The organism is Salinibacterium sp. ZJ70 (genome assembly GCF_011751865.2).
Lineage (GTDB): Bacteria > Actinomycetota > Actinomycetes > Actinomycetales > Microbacteriaceae > Homoserinibacter.
This window is the reverse complement of record NZ_CP061770.1, coordinates 2,446,929-2,467,518: the sequence shown is the minus strand read 5'-3', so window position 1 is coordinate 2,467,518 and position 20,590 is coordinate 2,446,929. Positions and strand designations below refer to the sequence as shown.

The window sequence follows — 20,590 nt, the reverse complement described above, 5'->3', positions numbered from 1 at the left end:
CGTACTGAATCCGAGAGGACCGAAGACATGACTGAGACCGAGACCGACCTCGAGCCCACGGAGGAGTTCCGCAGCATCTGGAGCTCGCTGCGTGACGTCGCCTTCACGCAGCAGTGGATCGATGTGGATGGGGTGTCGACGCGCGTCGTCACGGCCGGCGACCCCTCCAAGCCCGCGCTGCTCATGCTGCACGGCACCGGCGCCCACTGGGAGGCGTACGCCCCCAGCCTCAAGGCCTTCAGCGCGGACTACTACTGCATCGTCCCCGACATGGTCGGCAACGGCTACACCGACAAGCCCGACTACGACTACGAGATCCACACCTACGTCGCACACCTCGAAGGCGTGCTGCGGGTGCTCGACGTCGAGCGCGTGCACATCTTCGGCATGTCCCTCGGCGCATGGGTCGCCGCGCGCTTCGCCGTGAAGAACCCCGAGCGCACGGGCAAGATCGTGCTCATGTCGCCCGCGGGCCTCCTCGCGAGCGCCGAGAAGATGTCGCGCATCCGTCGCCAGCGCATCGCCGCCGTCGAGACGGCCGACTGGGAGTCGATCCGCGCGATGTTCGTGCACCTCATCGCGGACGAGGCCAACCGCCTGCCCGACCTCATCGCGCTGCGCCAGGCGATCTACCGTCTGCCCGAGACCCGCGACACGATCGAGCACCTGCTGATCCTGCAGGACTCCGAGGTGCGCAACCGCAACCTGCTGAGCATCGACGAGTGGAAGTCCATCCAAGCTCCCGCGCTCGTCATCGCCTCCGGCAAGGACTGGGGCGAGTACACCTCGACCGCGCGGCAGATCCTGGAGCTCATGCCGAAGGCGCAGCTGCTGGAGATGGCGCACGTGGCCCACTGGCCGAACTTCGAGGACCCCGAGATGTTCAACCGCGAGGCGCTCGCCTTCCTCGCCGCGGAGGTCTGATCATGCTCGACGATGCCGCGATCCAGGACCTCGCCCGTCGCCTCGACGAAGCGGAGGACGTGCGCGTGCCGATGACGCAGCTCTCGGTGCAGCACCCCGACATGACGATCGATGAGGCGTACGCGATCCAGCGCGCCTGGCGCGACATCAAGCTCGGCCAGGGGCGCACCCTCGCGGGCCGCAAGATCGGACTCACCTCGCGGGCCATGCAGAAGGCGCAGCACGTCGACGAGCCCGACCGCGGGTTCTTCATGGACGACCAGATGTGGACCGATGGCGCCATCATCCCGATGGAGCGCTACATCCAGCCGCGCATCGAGGTGGAGCTCGCGTTCATCCTCGGCAAGCCGCTCACCGGCCCCGGGGTCACGATGCTCGACGTGCTCGACGCGACGGCGTGGGTGCAGCCGGCCCTGGAGATCCTGGACGCGCGCCTCGAGATGCGCGACCCGGTGACGGGCGGCACCCGCAAGATCGTGGATGCGATCGGCGACAACGCCGCGAACGCGGGAATGGTGCTCGGTGGGCGCCCCGTGCGCGTCGACGAGGTCGACCTGCGCTGGGTCGCGGCCGCGCTCTACCAGAACGGCACGGTCGAGGAGTCGGGCGTCTCCGTCGCCGTCATGGGGCACCCTGCCTCCGCGGTCGCGTGGCTCGCCAACAGCCTCACCCCCTATGGGGAATCGCTCGAGGCCGGCCTGCCGATCCTGTCGGGTTCGTTCACCCGTCCCGTGTTCGTGAACTCGGGCGACGTCGTGCACGCGGATTACGGCCCGCTCGGGGTGGTGTCCTGCCGCTTCGAATGATGCGCGATCACTGACCAGTCGGCGGTCGTCCCGGAGGGGGCGGCCGCCGATTGCCGTTCCGCGGACCGCGTCAGCGCGTGGGGCGGTCGCGCTCGTCGCGCGCACGGATGGCGTCGGCGAGCTCGTCGACGACGAGCGTGTCGCGGTCGAGCGTGCCGTTGCGGTAGGCCTGCCGACCCACCATGTGCGCGGAAAGAGGTGCGGTCGCGAACTGCACGAGCACGATCACCACGAGGAACGCGACCACGTGCCACTCGCGGATGGAGAGGGCCATCGCCGTCGCGATGAGGATGAGCCCGAGCACCTGCGGCTTCGTCGCAGCGTGCAGTCGTGAGGGCACGTCCTTCAGACGCAGCAGACCGATCGCGGCGATGAGGCACAGCAGCGCACCGCCGAAGAGCAGCAGCAGCGAGACGAGGTCGAGCACGGCGTCGAGGGTCATGATCCGCTGTTCTCCTTCACGGCCACGAACCGCGCGATCGCGATCGAGCCGAAGACGCCGACCGCCGCGATGATGAGCAGGATCGGCAGCGAGCGGGTGTGGTGGTTGATCGCCATCTCGGCACCCAGCACGCACACCACCTGCGTCAGCAGCACATCCGACGCCACCGCGCGGTCGAGGATCGATGGACCCGCGACGATGCGCACGATCGTGAGCAGCGCGGCGATCCCGAACACGGCGATGATCGCGATGAGCAGGACGTTCACGATGCGGCCTCCTCTCGACGGAGTTCGGCGTACTGCTCGCGCGAACCGAAGGCGCGCACGAGCCGCTTCTCCCAGTTGAGCACCTTCTCGCGCTGCACCTCGACATCCGCGAGCGAGTGCACGCCGATCACGTGCAGGTACATGACGCGGCCCCGGCGATCGATCTCCGTCACCAGGGAGCCGGGGATGAGGGATGCGGTCACGCCCACGTGGGTCATGATGAGGTCGTCGTCGGTGCGCAGCGGCACGGCGATCACCGCGGTCCCCGGTTCGCGGCGCGGGTTGAGCACCACCCAGGCGACCTGCAGCGAACCGGCGATGACCGCGCCGAAGAACAGCACCGCGAACACGAAGGCGTACCAGAGGTTGATGCGGCCCGAGAGCTCGACGGGGGGCAGCCGGAACACGCGCGTCACGAACACGGCGACCACGATGCCGGAGACGGCCGCGAGCACCGAGAACTGACCCCACAGCATCATCCACACGGCCACGAGCCACGCGAAGAACGGCAGTTGCGCCCAGGCGCTCCGCAGGCGCGAACGGTGGGTCTGCGGGGTCACGATCCTGTCTCCTCATCCACCTGGGTGACGGTCACGGGGGTCAGGAGCGCGTCGCCGATGCGCTCGCACACGGCGTAGAGCGGGCCCGCGAAAACCGTGAGCAGGAGGGTCGCGCCCACCATGCCCGTCGTCGCGAGAGTCATGATGCGTGGGATGACGCGGCGCTCCGACTGCTCTTCGACGGCGGGCGCGTTGTTCAGGTAGGAGATGCGCGCCTCGACCTCGGCGGCCTCCGTCGGCTCGGCCGACTCGTCGTCCTCGCGCCAGAACGACAGGTTCCAGGCGCGCATGAGGGCGTACAGGGTGAGCAGCGACGTGACGACGCCACCCACGATGAGCACGAGCATGACGGGAGTGCCGACGGTCGCCGCGGCATCGAAGAGCGCGTACTTGCCGATGAACCCCGAGAACGGCGGCAGGCCGCCGAGGTTCACGGCGGGGATGAAGTACAGCACCGCCATGATGGGCGCCGCCTTCATGAGCCCGCGCACGCGCAGGATCGAGGTGCTGCCCGCGCGACGCTCGATGAGGCCGACGGCGAGGAACAGCGTCGTCTGCACGATGATGTGGTGCACCGTGTAGTAGATCGTCGCGCCGATCGCCTCCGGTGTGCCGATCGCGAGCCCGAAGATCATGTAGCCGACGTGCGAGACGAGCGTGAACGACAGGATGCGCTTCAGCTCCGCCTGCGCCACAGCACCCAGGATGCCCACGATCATCGTCGCGAGCGCGATCACCATCAGCAGCAGGTTGATGTCGCTCTCGGCGAAGAGCTGGGTCTCCGTGCGGATGAGCGCATACACGCCGACCTTCGTGAGCAGGCCGGCGAAGACGGCCGTGACGGGGGCCGGAGCGGTCGGGTACGAGTCCGGCAGCCAGAACGACACCGGGAACATCGCGGCCTTGATGCCGAACGCGATCACGAGCAGCAGGTGCAGCACGAGCTGGGTCTCGACGGGCAGCTGTGTCATCCGCTCGGCGATCTGCGCCATGTTGACGGTGCCGAGTGCGCCGTAGATCGCGGCGATCGCCGAGAGGAACAGGATCGACGACACGAGGGAGACGACGATGTAGATGACACCCGCGCGGATGCGCTGCTCGGTGCTGCCGAGCGTGATGAGCACATACGAGGCGACGAGCAGGATCTCGAAGCCCACGTAGAGGTTGAAGAGGTCGCCCGCGATGAACGCGGTGAAGATGCCCGTCGCGAGCAGCAGGTAGCTCGGATGGAAGATCGAGACGGGGGTGTCGTGGTCGCCGTCAGCGGCACCCTGGCCGACCGCGAACAGGAGCACCGCGAGCAGCACGAGGCTCGACACCATGACGAGCAGCGCCGCGAGGCGGTCCACATAGAGCACGATGCCGAACGGCACCTGCCATCCGCCCACCGAGACCGCGATGGGGGCTCCGCCGTCGACGGTGACGAGCAGCACCGTCGCGATCACGAACACGACCGACAGGGTGATGATCGAGATCGCGACCTGGATGCGACGGAAACGACCGAAGATCAGCGCGACGCCCGCGCCGAGCAGCGGGAGAGTCGCGATGAGCGGCACGAGAGCGCTCATCGGTCTCCTCCTTCTGCGGGGTCAGCGGGATCTGCGGGGTCTGCGGGATCGGCCGGTTCGGCCGGTTCGGCGGGCTTGGCCGCGGCGACGATCTCAGGTGGCACCTGGACGGGTTCGCCGCGCACGATGATGATCGGCGAGGTATCGACGCCGACGAAGTCGGTGGTCGCCTCGTCGTATTCGCCGTCGTCGTCGTCCATCTCGTCCTCTTCGGAGCGACGCTCGCGCAGAGCGAGATCCTCTTCGTCGTCCTGAACGGTGTCGGCCTGGCCGAGCTGCCACGAGCGGTAGATGAGCGCGAGCAGGAACGCCGAGACGGCGAAGGTGATGACGATCGCCGTGAGGGTGAGCGCCATCGGCATCGGATCCGACATCTCCGACGCCTCGGCGTCGCCCGCGAACGGGGCGATGCCGGGGGCGCCCATGACGATCAGCAGAAGCAGGTTGGTGGCATTCCCGAGCAGCAGGAAGCCGATGAGCACGCGTGTGAGGCTGCGTTCGAGCATCGCGTAGACGCCGCACGCATAGAGCACTCCCATGATGATGACGAGCGCGAGGGAGACGTTCATCGGGACACCTCCGCATCGCTGCGCGCGGTCGACTGTCGGTCGACTTCGGCGCCGAGGCTGCGCAGCACATCGAGTACGAGTCCGATGACGACGAGGTACACCCCGATGTCGAAGATGGTCGAGGTGACGAACTCGATCTCGCCGATGATGGGCAGATCCCACTCCCAGTAGGTGCTCGTGAGGGGGTCAGCGCCGAAGAACAGCGGCACGATCGCCGCGCCGACGGCGGTCATCATGCCAGCGCCCAGCAGCGAGCCCGCGTCGGTGGGGGCGGCGGCGCCCAGCTCGTGGCGGCCGCCCGCGACGTAGCGCATGACGAGCGCCATGCCCGCGACGAGCCCGCCGGCGAACCCTCCGCCGGGCAGGTTGTGGCCCGCGAAGAGCAGGTACAGCGACAGGACGATGATCGTGTGGAACAGCACCCGCACGATCACCTCGAGCATGAGCGAGCGGTTCTCGGGGCGCATCCGCATGCCGGAGATGAGCCACGCACGCGGCGCCCCGCGGTTGTCGGCGGTCTGCAGCGAGATGCCCTGCGTCGTCTCGACGAGCGGGCGACGGTCGGTGCGGCGGCTCTTCGTCGCCGGCACGGCGCGGGTCTGCGACAGCAGGTCGGCGCGATCGGTGACGAACACGAGGGAGGCGACGCCCGTCGCGGCGAGGATGAGCACCGAGAGCTCGCCCATCGTGTCCCAGCCGCGCAGGTCGACGAGGGCCACGTTGACGACGTTCTTGCCGTGTCCGATCTCGTACGCCAGCTGCGGCCACTCGAGCGAGATCGGGTCGGCGACGCGGGCGCCCGTCGCGACGAGCACGACGACCGCCATCGTCACACCGACACCGACGGCGAGCACGGCGCGCGCGATCGGCCACACGCTGTCGTTGTGCGTGCCCATCCGAGACGGGATGCGGCGCAGCACGAGCGCGAAAGCCACGAGCGTGACGGTCTCGACGAGGATCTGCGTGAGCGCGAGATCCGGAGCGCCGCTCGACGCGAACAGCGTCACCATGCCGAGGCCCGTCACCGACACGAGCACCACGCTCGTGTAGCGCTTGCGCGCACGCACCGCGAGCACACCCGCGACGATCATGAGAGGCGCGACCACGAGCTGCACCGGGTCGTGCCACGCATCGAAGTCGGCCCGCCACTCGGGGGAGGCGAGCAGAGCCGTGCTTTCAGCGGCGATCAGCACGATGAAGATCGTGCCCACGTACACCGGCAGCGAGCCTCGCTGGGTGATGCGCGTCGTCGCGACCGAGAGGCGGTCGATGCCGCGCACGATCGCGAAGTAGACGTCCGATGCGGTGAAGCGCAGCATGCGCGGAGCCGTCGACCAGCCGGATGCGATGCTCGCCCAGAACACGAAGGCACCCGTCGCGAGGATGCCGATCGAGATGAACAGCGCCGGCTCGAATCCGTGCCAGAGCGCCAGATGGTACGCGTGCTCGGGTGCGGGGATGCCCGGGGTCGCCTCGGGGGCAGAGGCCGCATAGACCTGGAGGGCCCGGTCGACGAGCGGCGTGACGACTCCCGCGGCGAGCGAGAGCACGGCGAGCACGCCAGGGGCGCCGATGAACCACACGGGCGGGTCGGGCCACTCGGTCGCCGGCAGCTTCTCCCCGGTCGCGGCGCGCTTCGTCGCGAAGGCGCCCCACACGAAGCGGATGCCGTAGGCCGTCGTGAGCACAGATCCGATCACGAGTCCGACGAGCGCCACCCAACCCCACACGGAACCCTGGGTCGCCTCGTAGAGGAACGCGGTGAGCGCGCCCTCCTTCGCCGCGAATCCGAGCGTCGGCGGCAGGCCGATCATCGACGCGACAGCCACGATGCTCACGACCGCGAGCGTCGGCGCCTGCCGCCAGAGCCCGCTGAGCTCGGTGATGTCGCGAGTCGAGAGCTGGCGGTCGATGATGCCGACGATGAGGAACAGGGCCGACTTGAACAGCGCGTGCGACACGAGCAGCGCGAGGCCCGCGAGAGCCGCGTCGCGCGTGCCGAAGCCGAGCACCACCGTGAGCATGCCCAGCTGGCTCACGGTGCCGAACGCGAGCACGCGCTTGAGGTCGGTCTCACGCAGCGACTGCACGCCGCCGAGCAGCATCGTGAACACACCGAGCGAGATGACGATCGGACGCCACGGGTCCGCATCCGCGAAGTCGGGCGCGAAGCGCGCGAGCAGGTAGATGCCGGCCTTCACCATCGCGGCGGCGTGCAGGTACGCCGAGACGGGCGTCGGCGCCGCCATGGCCCCCGGAAGCCAGAAGTGGAACGGGAAGATCGCCGACTTGCTGAGCGCCCCCACGAGGATCAACACGAGAGCGGCGCTCACGATGCCGCCCGACGGCGCCTCGGCGAGAATCGTCGACATCGAGGTCGTGCCCGTCTCGACCACGAGCAGCACCACGCCGATGAGCATCACGAGGCCGCCGAGCGTCGTCACGAGCAGCGCCTGCAGGGCCGCGCGGCGACTCGCGGCGCGTGCGTGGTAGTAGCCGATGAGGAGGTAGGACAGGATGCTCGTGATCTCCCAGAACATCACGAGCACGACGATGTCGTCGGTGAGCACGAGCCCGTACATGGCCCCCGCGAAGGCGAGGAGCACCGCGCTGAAGAGACCGAGGCCGGCGCGCTTGCCGTCGAAGTACCAGCGGCAGTAGAGCATCACGAGCGCGCCCACGCCGGTGACGATGAGGGTCATCACCCAGCCGAGCATGTCCATCCGCATCGACAGCTCGATATCGAGCGAGGGGATCCAGCGGAACGACTCGAAGATGACGTCGCCCGCGAGCACTGCGGGCGCGAAAGTGAGTGCGTGGACGAACGCGGCCAGCGGGACGAGGGCCCCCACGGTGAAGGCGCGCGCGCCGATTCGTCGAGCCAGCCACGCCAGGGCAGGCGGGAAGAGCGCAAAGGCGGTGAGGACAATCAGCATGCGCGATCTCGTGCTCGTCGGCCGCGCGAGCGGCTATGGCGGGCAGATGGTCATTCCATTATCGGGGGTCTGAGAGGGCCCCGCGTGCGCTGGCTGCGAAATCAGTCGGGAATCGGCTGCGACCGGGCCGCGTACTGCTCCCGGATCACGCTCGCCGTCGACGCTGTGGGGCGTGCGAGCGTCGCCACCTCCCAGCGCGGGCGGGTTCCCGTGAGCACCCACGCCGCCTGGACGGCGGCACCGGCTGCCACATACTCGCCTGGCTCCGGCACCTCCACGGGGGCGTCGAAGACCTCGGCTGCGATGTGGGAGACCGCGGGGTTCGCCGCAGCTCCGCCCACGAGCAGGATGCGGGATGCGGTCACGCCGAGCGCGCGCACGGCGTCGAGGCCGTCGGCGAGGCCGCACAGCATGCCCTCGATCGCGGCGCGGGCGAGGTTCTCGCGGGTGGTCGACGCGAGCGTCATGCCGAACAGCGTCGCGGTGGCGTCCGGCAGGTTGGGGGTGCGCTCGCCTTCGAAGTACGGCTGCAGCACCAGGCCACCCGCTCCCGGTGCCGCGGCGAGAGCGAGCTCGCCGAGCCCCGCGTGATCCACGCCGAGGAGCGCCGCGGTCCGGTCGAGCACCCGAGCCGCGTTGAGGGTCGCGACGAGCGGCAGGTAGACGCCGGAGGCGTCCGCGAACCCCGCGACGGTGCCCGTGACGTCCGCCACGGGGTTCTCGGTGACGGCGAACACCGTTCCGCTCGTGCCGATGGAGACGACGACGTCGCCCGCCTGTGCGCCCAGGCCGAGCGCCGCCGCCGCGTTGTCGCCCGCGCCGGGACCCACGAGGACCCCCGCGGGGATGCCCTCCTGAGCGACCGTCTCGCCCATCGCCTCCCCGGGAGCCACGATGCGCGGAAGCTGCGCGTCATGGCCGAGGGCGCTGATGAGGATGTCGCGGTCGTAGTCGCCGGTCGCGGGATTCCAGTAGCTCGTGCCGGAGGCGTCCGAACGGTCGGTCGCGAGCGCGCCGAGATCCGGGCCGAGAGGGCTCTCGTCGGCGGGGCCGTAGCCGCGCAGACGCCAGCTGAGCCAGTCGTGGGGGAGCGCCACCGCGGCCACGCGCGCCGCGGAGTCGGGTTCGGCGTCGCGCAGCCACCGGAGCTTGGTGGCGGTGAACGAGGCGACGGGCACGCTGCCGGTGCGGCGGGCGAGCTCGTCGGCACCGAACTCGGCGATGAGGTCGCGCGCGGCTGCCGCCGAGCGCGTGTCGTTCCACAGCAGGGCGTCGCGGATGACGCGGCCCTCGGCATCGAGCACGACCATGCCGTGCTGCTGTCCGCCCACCGAGATCGCGGCGACGTCGTCGAGGCCGCCCGCATCCGCGATCGCGGCGCGCAGGGCATCCCACCATGCGGCGGGCGGCACCTCGGTGCCGTCGGGGTGGCTCGCGCGCCCCGTGCGCACGACGGCGCCGGTCTCGGCGTCGCGGACGACCACCTTGCAGCTCTGGGTCGAGGAGTCGACGCCGGCGACGAGGGTCATGCGGGGTACAGCCTTCCGTGAGGTGTCAGTTTGTGCCGCCTCCCGCACCCCCGAGGCGGCACAAAGTGACACCTCGGGGAGGGCAGGGGTGGGAGGGAGGCGGCACCCCGGGGGACAGGCCGCCTCCTCGGGTCAGCGGGCGCCGAGCAGGTGCTCAGTCGCGAGCTGCTGAAGCCGGACGAAGCCGAAGCCCTTGCCGTCGAAGTACGCGTTGGCGTCGAAGTCCTCCCACGCGCTGCGGTCGGCGACGAGCGTCTCGATCGTCTCGCCGTCGGCGAGCGTCGGCACGGAGAGCTCCGGCACGCGAGCGGCTTCGAGCGCCTCCTGCACCTCGGGGTCGGCGCGGAACGCCTGCGCGCGCTCCTTGAGAAGCAGGTAGGTGCGGATGTTGGCCTTCGCCGAGTCCCACACGCCCGTCTCGTCTTCGGTGCGGCTCGGCTTGTAGTCGAAGTGGCGAGGGCCGTCGTAGGAGGGGCCGCCGTTCGGGCCGCCGTTCTCGAGCAGGTCGACGAGCGCGAACGCGTTGTGCAGGTCGCCGTGACCGAAGACGAGATCCTGGTCGTACTTGATGCCGCGCTGGCCGTTGAGGTCGATGTGGAAGAGCTTGCCGTGGTAGAGCGCCTGGGCGATGCCGGCGGCGAAGTTGAGGCCCGCCATCTGCTCGTGACCGACCTCGGGGTTGAGGCCGACGAGCTCGGGGTGCTCGAGCTCGTTGATGAAGGCGAGCGCGTGGCCGACGGTCGGCAGGAGGATGTCGCCTCGGGGCTCGTTGGGCTTCGGCTCGATCGCGAAGCGGATGTCGTAGCCCTTGTCGATCACGTACTGGCCGAGGAGGTCCATCGCCTCCTTGTAGCGCGCGAGCGCTGCGCGGACGTCCTTGGCCGAGTCGTACTCGGCGCCTTCGCGGCCACCCCAGAACACGAGCGTCTTGGCGCCCAGCTCGACCGCGAGGTCGAGCTGGCGGATGACCTTGCGCAGCGCGTAGCGACGCACGGCGCGGTCGTTGCTGGTCACGCCGCCGTCCTTGAAGACGGGGGCCGAGAAGAGGTTGGTGGTCGCCATCGGGATGATGATGCCGGTCGCGTCGAGGGCGCCCTTGAGGCGGTCGATCTGCTTCTGGCGCTCGGCGTCGGTGGAGCCGAAGGCGAAGAGGTCGTCGTCGTGGAAGGTGAGCCCGTAGGCCCCGATCTCGGCGAGCTTCTCGACGGCGTGCACGACGTCGAGGGGCTTGCGGGTGGGGCCGCCGAACGGGTCGGCGCCGTTGTAGCCGATCGTCCAGAGGCCGAAGCTGAACTTGTCGTCACGGGTGGGGGTGGGCGCGGTCATGGCGGGCTCCTGTAGCTCCTCATCGAGAAATGTTGCGAAAGCAAACATATACCAGGGATGCTGGTTCGCAACAGTCCGAAAGTCACGGGCGATAGTTTCGCGAAAGTCGACATAGACTGGCGCGGTCGAAGGGAAGACGATGACCAACGTGGCATCCGGTGAGCGCGTCACGCTCGCTCGCGTCGCCGAGGAAGCGGGCGTCTCACTTGCGACCATCTCGAAGGTCGTCAACGGTCGCCCCGACGTCTCGGCCGCCACCCGCGCGCGCGTCGAAGCCCTTCTGGCGAAGCACGGATACTCCCGCCGCAAGGGGCCGCAGTCCTCCACGGGACTTCTCGAACTGGTGTTCCACGAGCTCGAGTCCGCCTGGTCGATGGAGATCATCAAGGGTGTCGAGAAGGTCGCGGCCGAGCACGGCATGAGCGTCGTGCTCACCGAGAGCGGAAGCCGGCATTCCCCAGGAGCCGAGTGGATCGAGAGCGTGCTCCGCAGGCGACCTGCGGGCGTCGTGCTCGTGTTCTCGGATCTGCCGAGCGAGTATCGCGACACGCTCCGCGCCCGGTCCATCCCGTTCGTGATCGTCGACCCCGCCGGTGACCCGTCGCCGGAGGTGCCCTCGGTCGGATCGGCGAACTGGTCGGGCGGGCTCATGGCCACGCGCCACCTCATCGAGCTCGGGCATACGCGCATCGCCGCGATCACCGGCCCCGACGACATGATGTGCTCGCATGCGCGCATCGACGGCTACCGCTCGGCGATGGGTGCTGCGGGGCTCGCGATCCGCCCCGAGTGGGTGCGCTTCGGCGACTTCCACACCTCGGGCGGATACGAGCACGGGCGTGCACTCCTCGATGCGGATGACCGCCCGACCGCGATCTTCGCGGGCAGCGATCTGCAGGCTCTCGGGGTGCTGGAGGCGGTTCGCGAGCTCGGCATGCAGGTGCCGCAGGACCTCTCGCTCGTGGGGTACGACGACATCCCGATCTCGATGTGGGTGAGTCCGCGCCTCACCACGATCCGACAGCCGCTGCGCCGGATGGCCGAGGAGGCCGCGCGCCTCGTGGTGCAGATGGGGCAGGCGCCGCTCGAGTCGGTGCCGCGGATGGACCTGGCGACGAGTCTCGTCGTGCGGGAGAGCACCGCGCGCCTCGCGCCGGATGCGGCCTGAGGCCGATATTTTCGAGATTTTTTCGGTCACGATTCGGTAACGTTAAGTTGCGAACCGCAACATAAGCCTTGTTCGCGCGAGCAGGGGATGCCTACCTTGGGCGCACTTCCCCCCACGCGCAAAGGAGCGCACCGTGAAGAGACTGCCCCCCATCGACAGGCTCACCGCGACGACAGCCGTCATCGCACTCGCCGCCGGATCCGTGCTCGCGCTCGGCGTCTCGGCGGCCGCAGCACCCACCGTCATCACCTCGACCGGCTTCCAGGACGGCACGCTCGGCGATTGGTCGCCGAACCGCCCGAGCGGCGCCGAGGTGGTGAGCCTCGGCAAGGTGCTGCAGGTGCAGAACCGCGCCGCGGACTGGCAGGGCGTCGCACTGCCGCTCGCCCTCGAGGAAGGCGTCACGTACGACTTCTCGATGCTCGCGCGCCTCGCCTCCGACGCGCCCGCGACCACCGGGATGCGCTTTGTCGTGAATGCGGGCAGCGAGTACCACTGGGTGGGCGACGCCGCCGTGAATGCCGACGACTGGACCACCGTCGAGGGCACCTACACCGCCACGGCGACCGGCCTCGCGACCGTCTTCATCGGATCGGCCGACGCGGCGGACGGCGCGCCCTACGGCTACCTCCTGGACGACATCCGCGTCTCCTCCGGCGGCACCGAGCTCACCGCTGCGGACTTCGAGGACGGCACGCTGGGCGGATGGGCCGCGAACAGCTCCGCAACCGCTGCCGTCGTCGACGACAACGCGCTCGCCGTGGTGGCGCGCACCGCGGACTGGCACGGCATCGAGCTGCGCCCCACGCTCGCGGCGGGCACCGCGTACACCCTCTCGATGCGCATCCGTCTCGACGCCTCGGCAGGTGCGCAGACGACCTCTGCGCGCTTCGTCGTCTCCGATGAAGCCACCTTCTGGGACTGGGTGGGCAACACCGAAGACGTCTCCGCCGACGGCTGGACGACAGTGACGGGCACCTACACACCGACCGCCGACGGCCAGCTGCAGGTGTTCATCGGCACCGCCGCGATCGAGGGACTCGACGAATACGGCTACCTCGTCGACGACATCCGCATCACCACGGATTCCGACAGCACCGACCCCGGAACCGATCCGAGCATCGTGCCGGGCGGGGCCATCAACCCCACCACCACGCCTGTCTCGGCGGCGAACGGCTCCGGGAACGTCGTCGCGCTCACGTTCGACGACGGGCCGAACGGCGCGGCCACGACCGAGCTGCTCGACTACCTCGGCGAGAGAGACATCCGGGCGGTGTTCTGCGTCATCGGGCAGAACATCCAGGCGCCCGGCGGCGCCGAGCTGCTGACTCGCATCGTCGCCGACGGTCACGTGCTGTGCAACCACACAACGGGGTATGACGACATGGGCGCGATGAGCGCCGACGATGTGCGCGCCGACCTGATCGAGAATCTGCGCATCATCCGCGCGGCGCTCGGCGACCCCAACGCGCAGGTGCCCTTCTTCCGCGCCCCGAACGGCAGCTGGGGTCAGACGCCCGCCGTCGCCGTCTCGCTCGGCATGCAGCCGCTCGCCGTCACCAACACGATCGGCGACTGGGCCACTCAGGATGTCGAGGAGCTGACCGAGAACCTCCGCAACGCGATCACGCCCGGCGAGCTCGTGCTCGTGCACGACGGCGGCGGCGTGGATCGCTCCGGCTCGATCGCGGCGACGAAGACCGTCGTCGCCGAGCTCCTCGCCGACGGCTGGACCTTCACGTTCCCGGTCGGAACACCTCCTCCGCCCGGCAGAACCGTGCTCTCCACCGACTTCGAAGACGGACTCGACGGATGGGGGCCGCGCCAGGCGGAGGAGGGCGACCCGGTCGCCGTCGAGCTTGTGGGCGAGCCCGTGCACGGCGGCATTCAGGCCGCCGCGGTGACGCAGCGCTTCTCGCAGGGATCCGGGATCGGGCACGACGTCACGGGGCTCCTCGACGAGGGCGTCACATACGAGTTCACCGCCTGGGTGCGCTTCGCCGCCGGTGAGACTCCCGGCGACGTGTGGCTCTCGATGCAGCGCACCACCGGCGGCTCGCCGACGTTCTCGACGCTCGGCCAGTTCACCGGTATGTCGAACAGCGAGTGGGTGCAGGTGCGCGCGACGTTCACGATGGCGGCCGCGGAATCCGCGTACCTCTACCTCGAGACCGACTACAACGGCGCCAACACGTCGACGTTCGTCGTGGACGACATCGTCGTCCGCACGCCCGAGCCGGCCGTCATCCAGGACCTCACCCCCATCAAGGACGCGGTTCCCTTCCCGATCGGCGTCGCGATCGACTCGCGCGAGACGTTCGGCGCACCCCAGCAGCTCACGCTGCGCCACTTCGACCAGATCACCGCCGAGAACCACATGAAGCCCGAGGCCTGGTATGACGCGAGCGGCGCGTTCGCCCCGAGCTCCGAGGTGGCGGCGCTCATGGACTTCGCGCGCGACAACGAGCTGCGGGTATACGGGCACGTGCTCACCTGGCACAGCCAGACACCCGCGTTCTTCTTCCAGGACTCGGCTGGCAACCCGCTCACGACGAGCGAAGCCGACAAGCAGGTCCTGCGCGACCGGCTGCGCACGCACATCCGCGAGATCGGCCAGTACCTCGCCGACGGCTGGGGCGAGTTCGGGGGCGACAACCCGCTCGTCGCGTGGGATGTCGTCAACGAGGTCGTCGCCGACTCCGGCGAGAACGCCGACGGTCTGCGCCGCAGCGAGTGGTACCGGATCCTCGGCGAGGAGTTCATCGACCTCTCGTTCCACTACGCGGAAGAGGTCTTCAACGGCGAGTTCGCCGCGTCCGGCGCGGACCGGCCGGTGACGCTCTTCATCAACGACTACAACACCGAGCAGTCGGGCAAGCAGGATCGCTACCTCGCGCTCGTGCAGCGACTGCTGTCGCGCGGGGTGCCGCTCGATGGCGTGGGGCACCAGTTCCATGTGAGCCTCGCGATGCCCGTGTCGGCGCTCGAGTCCGCGATCCAGCGGTTCCAGGGACTCGGGCTGACGCAGGCCGTCACCGAGCTCGATGTCACGACGGGAACACCTGTCACGCAGGCGAAGCTCGTCGACCAGGGTTACTACTACCGCGACGCGTTCCGCATCTTCCGCGCACACGCCGCCGACCTCTACTCGGTCACGGTGTGGGGCCTCAACGACAGCCGCAGCTGGCGGTCGAGCAATGGCGCCCCGCTCGTCTTCGACGACGCGCTCCAGGCGAAGCCCGCCTACTACGGCATCGTCGACGACGAGCTCCCGGCGCCCCTGCGCACGGCGAACGTCTTCGCGGCCGACATTCCAGCCGCCGCGGGAGCCGCGAACGCACCCGAATGGCAGCGGCTGCCTCTCATCCCGATCTCGGACGCGGCCGCCTTCCAAGCGCGCTGGCACAGCGACCGGCTGACCGTCCTCGTGGAGGTGGAGGACACCACGCCGGGCTCGGATGCGGTGGAGTTCCAGCTCGGAGATACGACGGTGACGCTCGGGCGCGACGGAGCGGGTACGGCGACGGGGGTCGTCGCGGAGACGACGACCGGTTACCGGATGGTCGTCGAGCTGCCGCTCACCGGGGCGGCGCAGGGAGGCACGCTCGAGTTCGATGTCCGGGTGCGCGACGGGCTCTCCGCCGCAGGCTGGAATGCCACCGGGGTGCTCGGCACGCTCACGCTGCTCGAGTCGGTGTCGTTCACCGAGGTCGTGCAGGCCGCGACGGCGCCCGTGGTCGACGGCGAGATCGACGCGGCGTGGGACGACGCGAATGCGGTCGCGACGTCGAAGAAGGTCGAGGGCGACGGAGCCGAGGCGACCGTCCGTACGCTGTGGCGCGACGGGCGGCTGTACGTTCTCGCGGTCGTCGCCGACCCGATCGTGGACGTCTCGGGATCCGATCCGTGGATCCAGGACTCGATCGAGCTGTACGTCGACCCCGGCAACGCGAAGTACGGCTCGTACCGCTACGACGACAGCCAGATCCGCATCTCGGCGGCGAACGTCGTGTCGTTCGGAACAGGTGACGAGGCCTGGCAGCGGGCGCGCATCGAGTCAGCCACATCGACCATCGACGGCGGTTACATCGTCGAGGTCGCCGTTCAGATCGGCGACCCGGCGACGCTCGGCAGCTTCCAGGGCCTCGACTTCCAGGTGAACGACGCCCAAGGCGGCCAGCGCATCGGCATCAGCAACTGGGCAGACCCCTCGGGCGCCGGCTATCAGTCGACGGCTCGCTGGGGCGTCGGACAGCTCGTCGGTCCCGTCGACGGACCGGGCGACGGCGGAGGCGAGCAGCCGGACCGCCCGACGATCGTGCTCGAAGCGGGAACCGTGCGCGCGGGTGACACCCTCGACGTCGCGCTCTCGGGCTTCGACCCCGGAGCGACCGTGCAGCTCGTGCTCGACCGACCCGCGAACGCGCTCGGCGGAGGCGGCGGCATCGCGGGCATCGCGGCGACGGCGCGCGGAGCGCTCGCGGCGCCGGTCCTGCCTGCCGTGCTCGCGACGATCACGATCGGCGCCGACGGCACCGCGACGGGAACCGTGCGGATCCCCGCCGACACCCAGACCGGCAGCTATCGCCTCGCGGCAGAGGTCGAGGGTGTCTTCCTTGCCAGCGCTCAGCTCACGGTCCTCTCGGCTCTCGCCGGAACGGGTGCGGACATCTCGGGCGCGCTGATCCTCGCCCTCGTGCTGCTCGCCACGGGAGCCGTGGTCATCGGGGCGCGGGCGCGCGCACGGGCTCGGACCCGCGTCTGACCTGAGCGGTGAGGGGTCGCAGATCACCACCGACACGCCGTCGGAATGGTGATCTGCGACCCCTCACCTGCGCGCACGGACCGGACCCATGCCCAGGCTGCCTGCGGCGGGTCGGACCCGGGGTCGTCAGTGGAGCGTCACGGGCGCGAGGGGCTCATCGGAGCCTGCGCGCTCGATCGCGAACGCGGCGCTCGCGCCCGCCGCACTCACGCGGTAGTCGCCGAGGAATCCGGAGACCGTGAGGCGTCCGTCCGCGTCAGTGCGGGCGCGAGTGGGGGAGAGCCACCACTCCCCGCGCACGAGCTCCCGCAGCGCCTCGAACGCGGGCTTGCGCGAACCGTCGGGGCGCAGCAGCCCTGCGGGGGCCCCGAGCCAGGCACCGCGATCCGCGATGCCCCAGTAGGTGATCGCCTGCACCGACGGGTGCTCGACGAGTGAGCGATAGTGCCGCACGATCTCATCCGCCTGTCGTGCCTCGCCGTCCTCCGTCGACGGCCACGATGTCGGCTGATAGTCGTTGAGGTCGACGATGTGGGAGGGCATGAGCTCGCCCGACAGCAGCGTGTTCTCGGTGAGATGCAGCGGCAGACCGTACCGCGCGAAGCGGTCGACCATCGTGAGCATCGTCTCCTCGCCCCAGTACCCCTGGTGCATGTGGGTCTGCAGCCCGATCGCATCGATCGGCACACCCGCCTCGAGGAGACCCTCGACGAGGCACTCGTATGCCGTCGACAGATCGAAGTCGTTGATCAGGAGCCGCGCCGAGGGGTCGGAGGCCTGGGCGGCCTCGAACGCGTCGCGGATGAGCGGGATGCGTCCGTTCGCCCGCGCGAGCTTCGTGATCGCGTTCGGCACGCCATCCGGTTCGTTCTCGAACACGGGCATGATGACGGCCTCGTTGACGACATCCCAGCAGCCGATGAGTCCACGGAACGCGGTCACGTCGCGGCGCACCCGATCGATGACGAGACGCTCGACCTCGTCGAGGGGAAGCGGATCCATCCACGCGGCCTTGACCGTGTGCCACACGAGCGGATGGCCCTTCAGGCGCACGTCGCGGTCGGCGAACCACACAGCGGCCGTCCGGATGCGCTCCGTCTGTGTGATGCCCGGCTGCGGTTCGAAGTCGCCCCGATAGAACGGCAGCGTGGCGGTGTCGAAGAGGGCGAGCCAGTCGTCGACGAGCGTCCCGGCGTCCTCGACGCCGTTCGCGTGATCGATGAGCTCGAACCCCGTCGAACCGAACTCGAACGCGTGGCGCGTCTGCTCGACCTCGACCACGCGGTCCGCGAGAGGGGAACCGGACGCGTCGGCGAGCTGCAGAGTCAGCTCGCCGACGCGGTGGGCCGGTCGGGGGGTCCGGTGCCCGGTCACGACCTGCTGATCGTGACGTCTGCGTGGAGCGCACGGGTGTGGTCGACGACGCGCGTCTCGCCCGTGAGCTCGACCGCGTGCGAGAACACGATCTCTCCCGCAGAGCGCGCGACGCCGAACTCGAGCAGCCCGGGCTCCACGATGCGGCGTCCGTCGATGCCGGTGAAGGAGGCGAGGTCGGCGGGAACGCGGAACGCGATCGTCGCCTCCTCACCCGCGGCGAGGTCGACGCGCGCATAGGAGATGAGCCGCTGCACGGGACGCACGACCGACGCGACCGGGTCATGCAGATACAGCTGCACGACCTCGGAGCCGTCGCGGCCGCTCGAGTTGGCGACCTTCACGCGCACATCGACCGTCTGCGAGAAGAGCTTTCCCGAGACACCGAGGTCGCTCCATTCGAACGTCGAGTACGAGAGCCCGTGGCCGAACCAGTACGCCGGTGTGGTGTCGATGTTCGACACCCCGCTGCTGCGGCTGAGCTTCGCGCCGAGGTAGGTCGACGGCTGCGCACCAGGGGTCGCGGGGATGCTCACGGGCAGGCGCCCGGCCGGGTTCACCCGACCCGAGATGGTTCCCGCGATCGCACGCGTTCCCTCCTCGCCGAGGAAGAAGGCCTCGAGGATCGCGTCCGCGCGCTCGGTGGCAGAGCCCAGGGCGTAGGGGCGCCCCGCGAGCAGCGTGACCACGCTCGGGGTGCCCGCGTCGAGCACGGCGTCCAGCAGTGCCTGCTGGGCACCGGGGAGCGCGAGGCTCTCGGCGTCGCAGCCCTCACCGCTCGTGCCGCGACCGAAGAGGCCGGCGCGGTCGCCCAGCGCGACGATGACGACGTCGGCATCGCGAGCTGCGGCGACCGCCGCCGGGATCTCGGCTGTCTCCCCGCCGTCGACGGTCGTGCCGCGGACGAACACGATGTCGGCGTCCGGGAACTCCACGCGCAGCGACTCGAGCAGGGTGGGCAGCTCGATGCCGAGCGGAACCTCCGGATGCTGCACGCCGACATGCGCGGGGAACGAGTAGCAGCCGAGCACCGCATACGGGTCGTCGGCCGTGGGGCCGACGACCGCGATGCGGCGGGGGGAGGCGAGCGGGAGCACGCCCTCGTTGCGGACGAGCACGATCGCGCGCTCGGCGAGTTTCGCCGCGAGGGCGCGATTCTGGGGGGAGTCCAGGTCGACGGAGCCGCGCAGCGCCTCCGGCGCGGTGCCCCCGGACGTGTCGGCGAGCGCGGGCGGCACGGCCGACCACGTGTCGTCGAGCAGGCCCAGCTCGACCTTCTGCAGGAGCACCCGGCGCAGCGCCCGGTCGACGAGCGACTCGTCGACGCGACCCGCGCGCACCTCGGCGGCGAGGGGAGCGCCGTAGCCGCGCAGGGTCGGCAGCTCCACGTCGATGCCGGCCGTGAGCGCGGCAGCGGCGGCAGCGCCCCAGTCCTCAGGGGCCACGATGCCGTGCTGCACGGCGAGGAAGCCCACCGCGAAGTAGTCGGCGACGACGGTGCCGTCGAAGCCCCAGGTGTCGCGCAGAAGCTCGGTGAGCAGACGCACGTCTGCCGCACTCGGCACCCCGTCGAGGTCGGTGTAGGCGTTCATGACAGAACGCACCCCGCCCTCGCGGATCGCCATCTCGAACGGCGGCAGCAGCACATCGGCCACCTCACGCGGTCCGATCGAGACGGGCGCGAGGTTGCGCCCGGCACGCGAGGCCGAGTACCCCACGAAGTGCTTGAGCGTCGCGACGATGCCGGCCCGTTCGAGACCCTGCACGTACGCGGTGCCGATCGTGCCGATGAGGTACGGATCCTCGCCGATCGTCTCCTCCACGCGACCCCACCGGGCATCGCGCACGACGTCCAGCACGGGCGCGAGGCCCTGGTGGATGCCCACCCGGCGCATGTCGGCGCCGATGCGGCCCGCCATCTCGCGCACCAGGTCCGGGTCGAAGCTCGCCCCCCACGCGAGAGGCACCGGATACGCGGTCGCACCCCACGCGGCGAAGCCCGCGAGGCACTCCTCGTGCGCGACGGCGGGGATGCCGAAGCGGTTCGAGGCGACGATCCGCTCCTGGGTGCGCTGCAGGGACAGCGCGCCCAGGGCCGGGTCAACGGGGGCGGTGCCGAACGGCCGGGTCAGCTGACCCAGGCCCGTCGGCAGCAGCTCGTCGATGTCGATGTCGGCGGCCATCTCGTTCTGGTTGGGGGCGACCTCGCCACCGGACGCGTCCGCCCCCACCCAGATTCCGTACAGCTGCCCGAGCTTCTCCTCGAGCGTCATCTCGGCGATGAGCGCCTCGACCCGCTCGGCGGGGGGCTTGCTGGTGTCACGCCAGACCGGCGCGACATCGACGTCGAACGACAC

General features: G+C 69.9%; 14 protein-coding genes. 4 read left to right on the top strand and 10 right to left on the bottom strand.

The genetic code is table 11. The features are described from left to right. Nucleotides 1-27: 27 nt before the first annotated feature. Together HCR12_RS11645 and hpaH are read left to right on the top strand one after the other, a co-directional pair. Complete coding sequence (locus tag HCR12_RS11645) at nucleotides 28-924, top strand: alpha/beta fold hydrolase (protein ID WP_166866601.1); 897 nt, start codon at nucleotides 28-30, stop codon at nucleotides 922-924. A gap of 2 nt (nucleotides 925-926) precedes the next feature. Then, a complete protein-coding gene (gene hpaH / locus HCR12_RS11640) occupies nucleotides 927-1,730 on the top strand; it encodes a 2-oxo-hept-4-ene-1,7-dioate hydratase (RefSeq protein WP_166866599.1) in 804 nt (267 codons plus the stop codon). 70 nt (nucleotides 1,731-1,800) lie between these two features. Here hpaH and mnhG read toward each other — a convergent pair whose 3' ends face one another. The 8 genes from mnhG to xylA all read right to left on the bottom strand — a co-directional run bounded on the left by mnhG (nucleotide 1,801) and on the right by xylA (nucleotide 10,926). Then, the gene (mnhG, locus tag HCR12_RS11635) at nucleotides 1,801-2,172 is read right to left on the bottom strand and encodes a monovalent cation/H(+) antiporter subunit G (protein ID WP_166866597.1); all 372 of its coding nucleotides are present in this window, start codon (nucleotides 2,170-2,172) and stop codon (nucleotides 1,801-1,803) included. Continuing rightward, nucleotides 2,169-2,438 carry an MrpF/PhaF family protein gene (locus HCR12_RS11630; protein WP_166866595.1) on the bottom strand — a complete coding sequence of 90 codons (270 nt, stop codon included), beginning with the start codon at nucleotides 2,436-2,438 and terminating at the stop codon, nucleotides 2,169-2,171. The genes mnhG and HCR12_RS11630 overlap by 4 nt, the downstream gene beginning before the upstream one ends. Beyond that, nucleotides 2,435-2,998: a Na+/H+ antiporter subunit E gene (locus HCR12_RS11625; RefSeq protein WP_166866593.1), complete on the bottom strand. Its 564-nt coding sequence runs from the start codon at nucleotides 2,996-2,998 to the stop codon at nucleotides 2,435-2,437. The genes HCR12_RS11630 and HCR12_RS11625 overlap by 4 nt, the downstream gene beginning before the upstream one ends. Then, complete coding sequence (locus tag HCR12_RS11620) at nucleotides 2,995-4,566, bottom strand: Na+/H+ antiporter subunit D (RefSeq protein ID WP_166866591.1); 1,572 nt, start codon at nucleotides 4,564-4,566, stop codon at nucleotides 2,995-2,997. The genes HCR12_RS11625 and HCR12_RS11620 overlap by 4 nt, the downstream gene beginning before the upstream one ends. Further along, nucleotides 4,563-5,135, bottom strand: a complete 573-nt coding sequence (locus HCR12_RS11615; RefSeq protein WP_166866588.1) for a Na(+)/H(+) antiporter subunit C — start codon at nucleotides 5,133-5,135, stop codon at nucleotides 4,563-4,565. Before HCR12_RS11615 ends, HCR12_RS11620 begins: the two co-directional genes overlap by 4 nt. Beyond that, on the bottom strand, nucleotides 5,132-8,071 hold the full coding sequence (locus HCR12_RS11610; RefSeq protein ID WP_166866586.1) for a Na+/H+ antiporter subunit A: 2,940 nt from the start codon (nucleotides 8,069-8,071) through the stop codon (nucleotides 5,132-5,134). Before HCR12_RS11610 ends, HCR12_RS11615 begins: the two co-directional genes overlap by 4 nt. Before the next feature lie 101 nt (nucleotides 8,072-8,172). Next, entirely contained in the window at nucleotides 8,173-9,600 is a 1,428-nt protein-coding gene (gene xylB, locus HCR12_RS11605) for a xylulokinase (RefSeq protein WP_166866584.1), read from the bottom strand. A gap of 132 nt (nucleotides 9,601-9,732) precedes the next feature. After that, nucleotides 9,733-10,926 (bottom strand): xylose isomerase, encoded by a 1,194-nt coding sequence (gene xylA / locus HCR12_RS11600; RefSeq protein ID WP_166866581.1) that lies wholly within the window; start codon nucleotides 10,924-10,926, stop codon nucleotides 9,733-9,735. Nucleotides 10,927-11,065: 139 nt separating this feature from the next. Here xylA and HCR12_RS11595 point away from each other — a divergent pair, with 139 nt between their 5' ends. Both HCR12_RS11595 and HCR12_RS11590 read left to right on the top strand, forming a co-directional pair. Then, nucleotides 11,066-12,094, top strand: coding sequence for a LacI family DNA-binding transcriptional regulator (locus HCR12_RS11595; RefSeq protein WP_166866579.1), 1,029 nt, complete (start codon nucleotides 11,066-11,068; stop codon nucleotides 12,092-12,094). A gap of 133 nt (nucleotides 12,095-12,227) precedes the next feature. Then, a complete protein-coding gene (locus HCR12_RS11590; protein ID WP_166866576.1) occupies nucleotides 12,228-16,859 on the top strand; it encodes an endo-1,4-beta-xylanase in 4,632 nt (1,543 codons plus the stop codon). A 126-nt stretch (nucleotides 16,860-16,985) separates the two neighbouring features. On the opposite strand, the gene HCR12_RS11585 is transcribed toward HCR12_RS11590, so the two are convergent. Beyond that, a complete protein-coding gene (locus HCR12_RS11585) occupies nucleotides 16,986-18,233 on the bottom strand; it encodes an endo-1,4-beta-xylanase (protein ID WP_166866574.1) in 1,248 nt (415 codons plus the stop codon). After that, nucleotides 18,230-20,590, bottom strand: coding sequence for a beta-xylosidase/alpha-l-arabinosidase (locus HCR12_RS11580; protein ID WP_224763452.1), 2,361 nt, complete (start codon nucleotides 20,588-20,590; stop codon nucleotides 18,230-18,232). Before HCR12_RS11580 ends, HCR12_RS11585 begins: the two co-directional genes overlap by 4 nt.

Excerpts from the sequence above, each read along its gene's own strand:
- xylB (WP_166866584.1), bottom strand. The coding sequence starts at position 9,600 with ATGACCCTCGTCGCCGGCGTCGACTCCTCGACCCAGAGCTGCAAGGTG.
- HCR12_RS11615 (WP_166866588.1), bottom strand. The coding sequence starts at position 5,135 with ATGAACGTCTCCCTCGCGCTCGTCATCATCATGGGAGTGCTCTATGCG.
- HCR12_RS11620 (WP_166866591.1), bottom strand. The coding sequence starts at position 4,566 with ATGAGCGCTCTCGTGCCGCTCATCGCGACTCTCCCGCTGCTCGGCGCG.
- hpaH (WP_166866599.1), top strand. The coding sequence starts at position 927 with ATGCTCGACGATGCCGCGATCCAGGACCTCGCCCGTCGCCTCGACGAA.
- HCR12_RS11595 (WP_166866579.1), top strand. The coding sequence starts at position 11,066 with ATGACCAACGTGGCATCCGGTGAGCGCGTCACGCTCGCTCGCGTCGCC.
- mnhG (WP_166866597.1), bottom strand. The coding sequence starts at position 2,172 with ATGACCCTCGACGCCGTGCTCGACCTCGTCTCGCTGCTGCTGCTCTTC.
- HCR12_RS11645 (WP_166866601.1), top strand. The coding sequence starts at position 28 with ATGACTGAGACCGAGACCGACCTCGAGCCCACGGAGGAGTTCCGCAGC.
- HCR12_RS11610 (WP_166866586.1), bottom strand. The coding sequence starts at position 8,071 with ATGCTGATTGTCCTCACCGCCTTTGCGCTCTTCCCGCCTGCCCTGGCG.
- xylA (WP_166866581.1), bottom strand. The coding sequence starts at position 10,926 with ATGACCGCGCCCACCCCCACCCGTGACGACAAGTTCAGCTTCGGCCTC.